Source organism: Pantoea sp. Tr-811, from assembly GCF_011752535.1.
In the GTDB taxonomy this organism is placed as follows: domain Bacteria; phylum Pseudomonadota; class Gammaproteobacteria; order Pseudomonadales; family Pseudomonadaceae; genus Aquipseudomonas.
Map to the genome: position 1 here is coordinate 1 of NZ_VWXJ01000016.1, position 11,836 is coordinate 11,836.

The 11,836-nt window shown below is 64.6% G+C and carries 10 protein-coding genes; 6 read left to right on the forward strand and 4 right to left on the reverse strand.

What is annotated here, in order from left to right:
• Positions 1-552: 552 nt before the first annotated feature.
• The 4 genes from F3J44_RS21620 to F3J44_RS29935 all read right to left on the reverse strand — a co-directional run bounded on the left by F3J44_RS21620 (position 553) and on the right by F3J44_RS29935 (position 4,569).
• The gene (locus tag F3J44_RS21620; protein WP_167275890.1) at positions 553-1,155 is read right to left on the reverse strand and encodes a TetR/AcrR family transcriptional regulator; all 603 of its coding nucleotides are present in this window, start codon (positions 1,153-1,155) and stop codon (positions 553-555) included.
• 114 nt (positions 1,156-1,269) lie between these two features.
• A complete protein-coding gene (locus F3J44_RS21625) occupies positions 1,270-2,487 on the reverse strand; it encodes an MFS transporter (RefSeq protein WP_167276126.1) in 1,218 nt (405 codons plus the stop codon).
• Positions 2,488-2,529: 42 nt separating this feature from the next.
• Complete coding sequence (locus F3J44_RS21630; RefSeq protein ID WP_167275893.1) at positions 2,530-3,738, reverse strand: MFS transporter; 1,209 nt, start codon at positions 3,736-3,738, stop codon at positions 2,530-2,532.
• 222 nt (positions 3,739-3,960) lie between these two features.
• Positions 3,961-4,569 carry a TetR/AcrR family transcriptional regulator gene (locus F3J44_RS29935; RefSeq protein WP_167275895.1) on the reverse strand — a complete coding sequence of 203 codons (609 nt, stop codon included), beginning with the start codon at positions 4,567-4,569 and terminating at the stop codon, positions 3,961-3,963.
• 111 nt (positions 4,570-4,680) lie between these two features.
• Here F3J44_RS29935 and F3J44_RS21640 point away from each other — a divergent pair, with 111 nt between their 5' ends.
• Genes F3J44_RS21640 through F3J44_RS21665 form a run of 6 tightly spaced genes read left to right on the forward strand, consistent with a single transcriptional unit; the run spans position 4,681 to position 11,821 of the window.
• Positions 4,681-6,441: an ABC transporter ATP-binding protein gene (locus F3J44_RS21640; protein ID WP_167275898.1), complete on the forward strand. Its 1,761-nt coding sequence runs from the start codon at positions 4,681-4,683 to the stop codon at positions 6,439-6,441.
• Complete coding sequence (locus tag F3J44_RS21645) at positions 6,435-8,192, forward strand: ABC transporter ATP-binding protein (RefSeq protein ID WP_167275901.1); 1,758 nt, start codon at positions 6,435-6,437, stop codon at positions 8,190-8,192. The genes F3J44_RS21640 and F3J44_RS21645 overlap by 7 nt, the downstream gene beginning before the upstream one ends.
• A complete protein-coding gene (locus F3J44_RS21650) occupies positions 8,192-9,133 on the forward strand; it encodes an ABC transporter permease (RefSeq protein ID WP_167275903.1) in 942 nt (313 codons plus the stop codon). Before F3J44_RS21645 ends, F3J44_RS21650 begins: the two co-directional genes overlap by 1 nt.
• Positions 9,130-10,071: an iron chelate uptake ABC transporter family permease subunit gene (locus F3J44_RS21655; RefSeq protein WP_167275905.1), complete on the forward strand. Its 942-nt coding sequence runs from the start codon at positions 9,130-9,132 to the stop codon at positions 10,069-10,071. Before F3J44_RS21650 ends, F3J44_RS21655 begins: the two co-directional genes overlap by 4 nt.
• Entirely contained in the window at positions 10,068-10,844 is a 777-nt protein-coding gene (locus F3J44_RS21660; RefSeq protein ID WP_167275907.1) for an ABC transporter ATP-binding protein, read from the forward strand. Before F3J44_RS21655 ends, F3J44_RS21660 begins: the two co-directional genes overlap by 4 nt.
• Positions 10,841-11,821 carry a siderophore ABC transporter substrate-binding protein gene (locus F3J44_RS21665; RefSeq protein ID WP_167275910.1) on the forward strand — a complete coding sequence of 327 codons (981 nt, stop codon included), beginning with the start codon at positions 10,841-10,843 and terminating at the stop codon, positions 11,819-11,821. The genes F3J44_RS21660 and F3J44_RS21665 overlap by 4 nt, the downstream gene beginning before the upstream one ends.
• Positions 11,822-11,836: the final 15 nt, after the last annotated feature.

Consider the following 11,836-nt stretch of genomic DNA (forward strand, 5'->3'; position numbering starts at 1 on the left):
CGGATAGCACAGGTCGCGCCTGGTGCCCGACTGAGGTAGATCTGCACTTAGATCTGCTGAATTTACAGGGGGTCCCAGCTTCTTTCGCTACTCGACGTACTTACTGGCGTTTTCACACAGCCTGGACTCGAAGCCGCCGTTGAGCCCAACAGCAATAATTGTGGGAGATAACCCAGCCCTGCGGGCTGCGCTGTCGCGCAGGGAACCGTGCCAGCAGTCGCGCCGCAGTTCAATGCCCTGTAGGAGTGGGCTTGCCCCGCGAACACCGGCGCAGCCGGTGCCATACACCGCGTCGCCTGCTTCGCGGGACAAGCCCGCCCCTACAGAAATACCAGTTGAATCAGATAGTTACGATTTTTCCATAGGAGCCTGCCCGGCCCTACGGGCTGCGCTGTCGCGCAGGGAACCGTGCCAGCAGTCGCGCTGCATGCCCTGTAGGAGCGGGCTTGCCCCGCGAACACCGGCGCAGCCGGTGCCATACACCGCGTCGCCTGCTTCGCGGGACAAGCCCGCTCCTACAGGGATTTTCACGCCAGCTTTTAGAAAGCCAAGTTAATAGCTAGCCGTCCCATGATCTTTCAACAAACCGCGCATCAGCAGCTCCAGTGCCGTGGTCGCTTGAGCGAGGCGCATAGGCCCGTCTTCTGCCTCAGCTATCCATACGGCCGCTTCTGCCAAGCTGCCATAAATCAACGAGGCCAGCGCCTGCGCGGGGACATCAGCTACCACGCCCTGCTCGATCAGGTTTTCTATCAGGTGTTGCATCGACTCCACACAATGCTGTTGGGCATCCGGTGAGCCAACGCCCAACACGGCCCTTGCATCACGCAGCACGATCCTCTGGATGGGCGGTTCCAGCGCCATTTCGAGGTAGGCGCGGCAGCGCCGATGAAAGCCGTCCCAGGCATCATCGGCGGTGTCGGTAATGGCGCGCAGCCGCTCATCCATCTCGGCATCTAGCTGATCGACAACCGCCTTGAGCAAGCCCTGCTTGTCGCCAAAGTGATGGTACAGCGCCCCCCGCGTCAGGCCCGCCTGCGCGGTCAGGTCATCCATCGAGGTATCGGCATATCCGCGCTCAGTGAATACCTGGCGTGCCGTTTCCAACAACAAGGCGCGGGTTTGTTCCATTGCGGCACGGGTACGGCGAACCATCCAGCGGCTCCAGTTGATAACGCGGCTCAAGGGGATGCTGATCTACCGATACAGCCTGCGTGCATTGTCATGATCGTCAGGTGCGCTGGCAAGCATACCCAGGCCCAGGTAACGCTACGTGGAGGATTGGGCACGGCTGTCCGCCTGCCGTTTGCCATTGCCAACGCCGATGACACAAGCCAGCAGCAATGCCAGCCCGGCCAGGGCGCTGGCGAACCACAGATTGGTCGCCAGACCGAGCCTGTCGACGGCTTGCCCACCGCCCCACGAGCCAAGTGCAATGCCCACATTGAACACCCCGACATACAACGCGGTAGCGACCTCCACTGCCCCTGGTGCGGCTTTCATCATCCAGGTCATCAGGCTCACCGACACCCCACCATAGGCCAGCCCCCAAACCATCAACAGCACCCCACTGCCAACAGGCGAGCCCCCCAGAGCAAGCAATAATATCGGTGTCAGGAGCAGCCCGACGGCAATCGCCATGAGCGTACGCAAGGTAGAATGCGCAGCGCCGAGGCCGGCGAGAAAGTTGCCGATAATGCCGGCAATGCCGTAGGCGAACAGAAGCACGCTAATCCACTGCACGCCAACCCCCGACACTGAGAGCAACAAGGGGCGGACGAAGGTGAAGGCCATGAAGTGCCCTGCCACCAACAGCAAGGTCAAGGCAAGCCCGGCGAGCAATGTACGGTTGCCCAACAGCGCGGCGAACTGGCTCGGCCTTACCGAGCTGTTCACTGGCAAGCGCGGGAGGACGGCTAGGTGAATCAGTAGCACAAGTGCGCAGAGCATAGCCATGCTGCCGAACGCCCAACGCCACCCAGCCAGGTCGCCGATCAGCGCCCCCACTGGCACGCCCAACACCGACGCCGCCGCCACTCCGCCAAAGATGATCGCGGTGGCCAAACCTATCGAGCGGCCTGGCACCAGCCGCGCAGCAAGGCCACCGGCAATCGCCCAGATCCCGCCCATGCACAGCCCCACCAGAACCCGAGCAGCGAGCATCCAAGGCATAGTAGGTGCCAATGCCGACACAACGTTGGCGATCACCAACAGCCCCAGCAGGCTGCACAAGATCCATCGGCGGTCCAGGCGCCCGGCCGCAATCACTACCAGCGGCGCGAACAGCGCTGCCAACAGCGCAGGCAAGGTGATCATCAGCCCTGCTGCGCCCGTCGAGATCTCCAGGGATTCGGCTATCGCCGTCAGCAAACCGACGGGAAGCATTTCGGTGGTAACCACAGAGAAGGTTGCCAAGCCTACGGCAGTGACCGCCAGCCAGGGGTGACAGGCCGTCGACTTGGCGCCGGCCGATGCAGTGGTACTCATGATTGCAGGCTCCATTCGATTTCAGCGAATGCTAAAGATCCGTCAAACCCCATAGGACACCTGCTCAGATCGATCGCGCATGCTGAAATAGCCCCACAAAGCTACCAGCAAGACCGCCAAGCCAGCGCAGAGCGCAACGTTGAAACCTGCCTTGGCGCCCAGCAGATCGACCACCTGGCCTGAGGCCGCGGCCCCAGCGGCAACGCCGACATTGAGGCCAGCAAGCAGCCAGGTCATGCCTTCGGTCAATTTGCGTTCTGGCACAACACGCTCCACCAGCGACATCGCCACGATCATGGTCGGGGCAAAGAACAGGCCGGCGACCAGCACTGCGGCGGCCAGCTCGAAAATGTTCCCCGCCAGCAGCAACGGCAACGTGGTCAGCGCGGTGGCTGCGCCACCCAACAGGAGCAGCTTGCGCAAGGGCGTCTGCCATTTCGTGGCCCCAAACGCCAGCCCCGCCACGCAGGAACCCATGGCATAGCAGGACAGCACCACGCTGGCTGCAGCCGGTGTGCCCCTGTGTTCGGCAAAGGCCACGCTGACGATATCGACAGTCCCGACGATCACACCCATGGCAACCATCAGCAGGGTCAGCAGCCGCACATCGGCGAGGCGAATCACCGACACGCTGTCCCGGCCGCGGGTCGCGGTGGCCTCTACCGGCGGCTCGGTACTCACCTGCACTACCAGGGCAGCGACACCCATGGCCAGCAATACCGCAGCAGCCAGAGGCCCGGCCTGGGGTAACACGGCCACGCTCAATCCCACTGAAATCGGTGGGCCGGCAATGAAGGTCACCTCATCGAGCACGGTTTCAAGGGAAAAGGCCGTCTGCAACTGCGGCTTGCCGCGGTAGATGGCAGTCCAGCGTGCGCGCACCATCGCCGACATACTGGGCATGAAGCCGGCCAGAGCGGCGCCAGCGAACAACGTCCAGTCGGCGCCCTGCAGGTCACTGCAGGCCAGTAGCAGCAGGATACCCAGCACGCTTACCGCGGCAGCAGCCGGCAATACCCGGCGCTGACCGTAGCGGTCGACCAGGCGCGAGATCTGTGGCGAGACCAGGGCATAGGTCATCACGAAGGTCGCCGAAACGGCCCCTGCCAGGCCGTAGCTGCCACGGACCTGCGACAGCAGGGTGATGATTCCGATACCGGTCATCGGTAATGGGATCCTGGCCAATAGCCCGGCCAGGACGAACCCCTTCGCGCCTTTTGCCTGGAACAACCCACGGTAGGTACTGAACATGGTCGACGCTCCTTATCGATGGCCAGCCGAACTGATTCAGCTGCATACATACGCTTCGTATGATTAAAAACCTTATTATCATACGAACTGAATGTAAAGCAGTGAGCAGCCCGGCGCCGCCTTGGTAGGAGCGAGCGCAGCTCGCGAAGCGCCGCGTGGGCGGCGCTCGATCTCACAGCGCTGAAAATCCCAAGCCGAACACATCCAAACACCACACGCCCCTCAAGCCCCCCCGTGCAACATCAACGCGCCAACGATAAGCGCCTTCATCCCCTCCAGAAGCTCGACCTCCATCTCCGACTCTTCCTCGCCCCGGTCAACGCCCAGCAGCGGCTCGCGCCCCGACACCGTGTACACCGTGTCGGACACGGCAAAGCCATGGAATGCCACGGTCGACAGTAGCCAGCGCGAGCGTTCCAGGCTCAACCCATAGGCCTGGGCGATATGCGCCTGGTGTTCGTTGATCTTGCCAATCATCGCCTCCGTCGCCGCCAGCCTGCGGATCACATACGGCGTCAGCCCCGGGTGAGCCTTGACGAATGCCTGCACCGATGTGGCGAAGCGGATCAGGTAGGCCTGCAAGTCTTCACCGCACGGATCGTCTGCCCGCGGGATTTGCCAGCGCTGGAAGATCTCCTCGGCCACCAGGCACTTGAGTGCCTCGATGTTCGCCACGTGCTTGTAGAGCGCCATATGGCTCACCCCCAAGGCAGCAGCCACACCGACGAAGGTGAGGTTGGGCAAACCGATGGCGATGCTGACCTCGGCTATCCGTTCGCGGGTAATCGTGCGGGGGCGACCGCGTGCAGGTGTGCGTTGGGGTGGTTGCATCAGCTCCTCCGGGCTTTCTGAAGACCGTCTTGTAGCCGTCTTGTCGGGTTTTCGCAAATTAGTTTATAGTCATGCAACTAATTCGCTGATCGCTTTTGCAGGGCCTGTTTCATGTCTGACTCGTCCCCTTTCCTCGGCCCCCTGGGGCTTGTGCTCGCACCTGTTCGCGGGCGTTTGCTGATTGCTACCTTGCTGGCCGCCTGCGGCTCGATGCTGACCCTGGTGCCGCTCGCAGGCATCGCGCACATCGGGCAATTGGCCATTTATGCCACGGGCACGGCAGGTGCCATTGGCTGGACCATCGCCGTCAGCGTTGCCAGCGTTTTCGTCGGCATGGCACTGATCACCGCCGGTGAGTTCTTGGCGCACCAGGCCGACAACCACCTCACCCACCGGCTGCGCTTGGCGATCGGCCAACGTTTGATGCAGGTGCCGCTCGGCTGGTTCAGTGAGCGCACGTCGAGCGAGGTGAAGCGGGCCATGCAGGACGACATTGGCACCCTGCACAGCCTGACCGCGCACTTCTTCACCACGCTAGGCCGTGCCGTGGGCGCCGTGCTGGTGTCGGTGATCTACCTGGTCGCCATGGACTGGCGCCTGGCGCTGATCGCCTTGCTGCCGTTCCCGGCGTTCTTCCTGTTCCTGCACCGGGCAGTCAAGGCCAGCGCGCAGCACATGGGCGATGTGGCGGCGGGCATGGCCCGCATCGACAACTCCGTGGTCGAGTTCGTCAACGGCATGCCGCTGGTCAAGGCATTTGGCGATCATGGCAACGCCCAGGACCGCTACCGCGCCGCAGTGGATGACTTCGCCGCGACCTTTACCGGCTTCACCCGCCCATTGGTTACGGCCATGGCCCGTGCCAATGCCTTGATCGCACCGGTAACGGTGCTGGGCGTGGTACTGCTGGCCGGCATGCTGTTCGTCGCCCTGGGCTGGATCGAGCCGCTGCAGATCCTGCCGTTCGCCCTGGTTACCCCAGGGCTGTGCGCGCCCTTGCAGCTGCTGCACTTCATCACCCATGACCTGAACACGGCCGTTGCCGCCGCCCAGCGGCTCCAAGCGCTGCTGGCCACCCCCGTGCTGGCGACGCCTGCCACCTGCACCTTGCCCAATGGCAGCGAAGTGCGCGTGGAGCAGGTCAGCCATGCTTTCGCGCCCGGTAGCAACGTGCTCAGCGATATCAGCTTTACCTTGGCCCCCGGCACCACCACCGCCATCATCGGCCCTTCCGGCGCCGGCAAGTCGACCCTGGCGCGCTTGCTGCTGCGCTTCTTCGACCCGGATGCCGGGCGCATTACCCTGGGTGGCGTCGACCTGCGCCAGGTCGCCAGCCCAGAGCTGTACCGGCGCATCGGCTTCGTGTTGCAGGAGGTTCGGCTGTTGCATGCCAGCGTGGCCGACAACATCGCCCTCGGCCGGCCAGGCGCAACCCGCGCGCAAATCGAAGCGGCAGCGCGCCTGGCCAATATTCACTCGCGCATCCTGCAACTGCCACGCGGCTATGACTCGGTCGTGGGTGAGGACGCGCAATTGTCTGGTGGCGAACAGCAGCGCCTGAGCATCGCCCGTGCGGTGTTGCTCGACCCGCCGCTGCTGGTGCTGGACGAAGCCACCGCCGCTGCCGACGCCGAAAGCGAAGCCGCGATTCAAGACGCCCTCGCCCACTTCGCCCAGGGCCGCACCCTGCTGGTCATCGCCCACCGGCTGGACACGGTCATGCACGCCGACCAGATCCTGGTGCTCGACCAAGGCACGCTGTGTGAACAGGGCAAACACGACGAGCTGTTGGCCCGCCAAGGGTTGTATGCCCAGTTGTGGGCGCAGGGGGGTTACCAAGACACCGAGAGCAAGGCGCTGCCGACATGCTGAAAACCTTCATTCGGCTGCTGGGCGACAATGCCCAAGCCGCCCGCCGCTACCTGGTCATGACCGTGCTGTATGGGGTTTTCAGTGGCCTGACCCTCAGCGCCCTGGCGCCGGTCATGCTGCACCTGCTGCACAACGAGATGCGCGCCGCCGCTGCCTGGCTGATCGGCCTGACCGTCGGCATGGCGTTGTGCTGGGCCTGGCGACGCCGGGTAGAACAGGCCGGCATCGGCTTGGCGGTGGCAGTGCTGCAAGACGGCCGCCAGCACCTTGGCGCCCATGTGGCGCAACTGCCACTGGGCTGGTTCACCCCCGCCAACAGCGCACGGCTGGGGCACGTCATCACCCAGGGCACCATGGCCGTGGCCCAGCTGCCGGCCCATGTGCTGACGCCGCTGATCTGTGGCAGCGTCACCCCGCTGGTGCTGCTGGCCGTGCTGTTTGCCTTGCACCCAGCGCTGGGCCTGGTCGCCCTGCTGGCACTGCCGGCCTTGGTCGCAACCGCGCTGTTCAGCGCTCGCCTGGGGCGCCACGCCGATCGCACCTTCAAGCAGCACTTCGCTGCCGCCAGCCAGCGCATGGTCGAGTTCGCCCAGGCCCAATCGGTGGTGCGCGCATTCAATGGAGACGGCGGCGGCACCCGCCTGCTGGCACACAGCCTGGAGCGCCAGCGCGACAGTGGCAGGGGCTTGATCGTCCGCGCGGCACTGGCGGCGCTGCTCAACAGTTGGGCGGTGCAGGCGACCTTCGCCGCGCTGCTGGCGGCTGCCGGGTCATGGCTGGCCGAGCTGCCAGGTGGGCAGGTGCAAGACGCCGTGGTGGTGACCGTGGCGCTGGCAATGGTCTGCCGCTTCATCGACCCGCTGCAGGACGTGGCCAGCCATGTCGAGATCCTCCGCGGCGCCCATGGCCACCTGCAGGAAATCGAACGGATTCTGTCAGCCGAACCGCTTCCCCAGCCCCCATCGCCTGAACAACCAGCGGACGCTGCCATCGACCTGGATCACGTGCACCTGCGCTACAGCGCCAGCAGCCACGACGTGCTGCGTGGCGTGAGCCTGCACATCCCGGCCGGCAGCATGACGGCAATCATCGGCGCCTCAGGCTCGGGCAAAACCTCGCTGCTGCGCTTGATCGCACGCTGCTTCGATGCCACCGGCGGCAGTGTGCGTATTGGCGGCGTGGACGTGCGCAGGATGGCCCGCGCCAGCCTGGCCGCCAGCGTCAGCCAGGTGCTGCAGGACACCTGGCTGTTCCAAGGCAGCATCGCCGACAACATCCGCATCGGCAAACCCGACGCCAGCGATGCCGAGGTACTGCAAGCCGCGCGCATGGCGGGGCTGGCGACTGTCATCGCACAGCTGCCCGATGGCCTGGCCACGGCCGTGGGTGAAGGGGGAACACGGTTGTCGGGTGGCGAACGCCAGCGTGTGACCATCGCCCGCGCCTTGATCAAGCAAGCCCCCGTGCTGCTGGTGGATGAAGCCACCGCCGCGCTCGATGCCCATAACCAGGCCCTGATCGCGCAAACCCTGCACAACCTGCGTGGGCGTTGCACGCAGGTGGTCATCGCGCACCAGCTCAGCACCGTGGCCATGGCCGACCATATCGTGGTGCTGGAGGCCGGCCAGGTTGTCGAGCAAGGCTCACCGGCGGCATTGCGTGCCAGCGGCGGCTACTTCGCACGCTTCCTGGCCCAACGTCACGCGGCCAACGGCTGGCGTATCAATGCGCCGCAGGCGGACCAGCCTTGATGCGTGTGGCATGGCTCGTTGCGTTCCTGCTGTTGTGCCTGGCCTCCCTGGCGGTTGGTGCCCGTGAGCTGGCCTGGGCGCAACTGTCAACCTTGCACGGCGACGCCTGGCTGACCCTGACCGCCAGCCGCCTGCCACGCCTGGCCGCGTTGCTGCTGGTCGGCGTGGGCCTGGCAACTTGCGGGGTGATTGTGCAGCAGATCGTGCGCAACCGCTTCGTCGAACCAGGTACCACCGGTGGGCTGGATGCCGCCCGCCTGGGCATCCTGCTGTCGCTGGGTTTGGCGCCAGCAGCCGGGGCGCTGCAGCGCATGCTGTTCGCCCTGGCCGTGTGCTTTGCCGCCAGCCTGCTGTTCGTTGCCATCATCCGCCGCCTGCGCGCCCGCAACGCCGTGTTGGTGCCTGTGATTGGCCTGATGTATGGCGGTGTGCTCAGTGCGCTGGCCGAATTCTATGCCTACCGCTTCAACCTGCTGCAAAGCATGCAGGGCTGGTTACTGGGTGATTTTTCCAAGGTGGTGCAAGGCCACTATGAAATCCTCTACCTGATCCTGCCCATCGTGCTGCTCACCTACCTGTATGCCCAGCGCTTCACCGTGCTCGGCATGGGCGAAGGCATGGCCACCAGCCTGGGCCTGAACTACACCGCCAACGTCACGCTTGGCCTGCTGCTGGTGGCGGTGACCGTGTCGGCCAGTGTGATCGCGGTCGGCGCCATTCCCTTCGTCGGCCTGGTTGTGCCGAACCTGGTGGCCCTGCAATGTGGCGATAACCTGCGCAGGACCCTGCCGCTGGTGGCACTGGGAGGGGCATCGCTGCTGCTGGTATGTGACCTGCTTGGGCGGCTGCTGATCTACCCGTTCGAAGTGCCCATTGGCCTCACGGCAGGTAGCCTGGGCGGGCTGATTTTCCTCGGGCTGATCCTCTGGAGGCAGCGATGAAAGCCCGTCACTGCATCTGGCTGGCGGTGCTCGCCCTGGCCATCGTGTTCGTGTTCGTCAACGCCGGGCTGGACTTCACCTATGTGATCCCCAAGCGCCTGGCACGGCTGGCCGCCATGGTGATCGGCGGGGTGTGCGTGGCCTGCTCGGCCATCGCCTTCCAAACCCTGTCCGGCAACCGCATCCTGACCCCGGCGATCATGGGCTATGAAGCCGTGTACCTGCTGCTGCAGGCACTCCTGGTACTGGCCCTGGGCGTACAGGGGCAGGCGCTGCTCGGCAACCAGGGTAACTTCCTGATCGCGCTGCTGGTGATGCTGGGGTACTCCTGGGCGCTGCACCGCTGGCTGTTGCGCAGCGCCAACGGCAACGTCTACTTCCTGCTGCTGGTCGGCCTGGTGCTGACCCTGGTCATGGGCACCTTGACCCAATTCGTGCAGCTGAAAGCCAGCCCTGGCGAGTTCTCGATGCTGCTGGGCTACACCCAGGCCTCGTTCAACCGCGCTTCGCCGCAACTGTTGCTGAACTGCGCCGTGCTGGTTGCCGGGCTGTGCGGGTTGCTGGCCAAGGCCATACCGGTACTGGACGTGCTGGTACTGGGGCGCGACCAGGCCATTTCCCTGGGCGTTGACTACCAGCGCAACGTGCGCCTGCTGCTGGCACTGATTGCGGCGCTGGTCGCGGTATCCACCAGCCTGCTTGGGCCTACCGCGTTCATGGGGGTGTTCGTCGCCAACATCACCTACGCCGTGGCCGGCACGTTCCGCCACCGCACCACCCTGGCGCTCGGCAGCGCCGTGGCCATTGCCGTGTTCATCGCCGCCCAGTTGCTGGTCGAGCACGCCTTCAACTACAGGACCACCGTCGGCATTCTCGTGAACCTGGTGTGTGGCACCTACTTCCTTGCCCTGATGGTGCGTAACCGGGGAGCCGCATGATTACTGTCCATGACCTGTACAAGCGTTACGGCGACAAGGCCGTGTTGAATGGCGTCAACGCCTGTTTTCCACGCCAGCAGCTGACTTCGCTGATTGGCCCCAACGGCGCCGGCAAGACGTCGTTGCTGATGATGCTGGCGCGGCTGCTCAAGCCAAGCAGCGGTGAGATCCGCCTGGACGGGCAAAGCATCGGCCACCTGTCCATCGGTGCCTACGCCCGGCGCGTGGCCACGCTGCGCCAGGCGGTGGAGGTGAACCTGCGCCTGACCGTCGATGAGCTGGTCGCCTTCGGCCGCTTTCCCTACAGCCGCGGCGCACTCACCCGGGAAGACCGCCAGGCGATCGACCAAGCCATTGCCTTTCTGGCCCTGGAGCCACTGCGCCAGGCCTACCTCGACGAACTGAGCGGCGGCCAGCGGCAATTGGCGTTCCTGGCCATGACCATTGCCCAGCAAACCGATTACCTGCTGCTCGACGAGCCGCTGAACAACCTCGACATGCGCCACGCCGTGCAGATCATGCGCAACCTGCGCCGGCTGTGCGACGAATTCGGCCGCACGGTGATCCTGGTGGTGCATGACATCAACTTCGCCGCGGCCTACTCCGACCACATCGTCGCCATGCAGGGCGGGCGGGTGCATTGCAGTGGCAGCGTCGACCAGGTGGTGACCGAACAACAGCTGCAGGCGCTGTACGGGCTGGATTTCGAAATCAGCCACAGCGCGAGCGGCCGCTTGTGCAACTACTTCAACCCCCCCGGAGAACTGCGATGAACCGCAATCAACTGGCCAGCGGCTGGCCTTTGGCGTTGCTGCTTGGCGCCACCCTGGCCCTGCACGGCTGCAACGAGCCCACGGCAGCCACCGTGCCACACGCTGCCCATGGCGACTATGCGCCGGTGACCGTGCAACACAAGCTGGGCACCACGGTGGTCAGCCAATTACCCCAGCGCGCCGTGGCCCTGGACATGAACGAAGTGGACTTCCTCGACCAACTGGGCGTGCCCGTGGCCGGCATGCCCAAGGATTTCGTGCCGCACTTTCTGGCCCGCTACAAGGACGCCACGGCAACAGCGGATGTCGGCTCGATCGTACAGCCCAACCTTGAGCGGGTGCATGCCGCCCACCCCGACCTGATTCTGATCACCTCCCTTCAGGCCAACCACTACGCCGAGCTGAGCGAAATGGCGCCAACCCTGCACTTCGATGTGGATTACCGCGACAGCGAGGCCGGCCATGTGCAAGTGATCCAGCAGCACCTGGCCAGCCTCGGCCAGGTGTTTGGCAAGCAGGCCGTGGCCCAGGCAAAAGTCGCCGAACTGCAAGCCAAGCTGGCCGAAGTGCGCAGCGTGACCCGCGACCGCCCGGAACGGGCACTGGTGGTACTGCATAACAACGGTGCCTTCAGCGCCTTTGGCGTGCACTCGCGCTATGGCTTCATCTTCAACGACCTGGGCGTCAAACCGGCCACCGCCACCCTGGACACTGGCCTGCACGGCCAGCCGATTTCCAGCGAGTTCATCCAGCAGGCCAACCCCGACATTCTCTATGTGGTAGACCGCACCGCCGTGATGGAGCACCGCCCGCTGCTGACGGCTGAAACGCTGGCCAACCCACTGCTGCGCCAAACCAACGCCTGGAAGCACGGCCGCGTTGTGTTCGTCGACCCCGAAGCCTGGTACGTCACCGCCGCCAGCCCCACCTCACTGGCGCTGATCGCGGATGACGTGATCAAGGGCTACCAGGACTAGGCCATGACCGCTCTC

Excerpts from the sequence above, each read along its gene's own strand:
- F3J44_RS21620 (WP_167275890.1), bottom strand. The coding sequence starts at position 1,155 with ATGGTTCGCCGTACCCGTGCCGCAATGGAACAAACCCGCGCCTTGTTG.
- F3J44_RS21625 (WP_167276126.1), bottom strand. The coding sequence starts at position 2,487 with ATGAGTACCACTGCATCGGCCGGCGCCAAGTCGACGGCCTGTCACCCC.
- F3J44_RS21630 (WP_167275893.1), bottom strand. The coding sequence starts at position 3,738 with ATGTTCAGTACCTACCGTGGGTTGTTCCAGGCAAAAGGCGCGAAGGGG.
- F3J44_RS29935 (WP_167275895.1), bottom strand. The coding sequence starts at position 4,569 with ATGCAACCACCCCAACGCACACCTGCACGCGGTCGCCCCCGCACGATT.
- F3J44_RS21640 (WP_167275898.1), top strand. The coding sequence starts at position 4,681 with ATGTCTGACTCGTCCCCTTTCCTCGGCCCCCTGGGGCTTGTGCTCGCA.
- F3J44_RS21645 (WP_167275901.1), top strand. The coding sequence starts at position 6,435 with ATGCTGAAAACCTTCATTCGGCTGCTGGGCGACAATGCCCAAGCCGCC.
- F3J44_RS21650 (WP_167275903.1), top strand. The coding sequence starts at position 8,192 with ATGCGTGTGGCATGGCTCGTTGCGTTCCTGCTGTTGTGCCTGGCCTCC.
- F3J44_RS21655 (WP_167275905.1), top strand. The coding sequence starts at position 9,130 with ATGAAAGCCCGTCACTGCATCTGGCTGGCGGTGCTCGCCCTGGCCATC.
- F3J44_RS21660 (WP_167275907.1), top strand. The coding sequence starts at position 10,068 with ATGATTACTGTCCATGACCTGTACAAGCGTTACGGCGACAAGGCCGTG.
- F3J44_RS21665 (WP_167275910.1), top strand. The coding sequence starts at position 10,841 with ATGAACCGCAATCAACTGGCCAGCGGCTGGCCTTTGGCGTTGCTGCTT.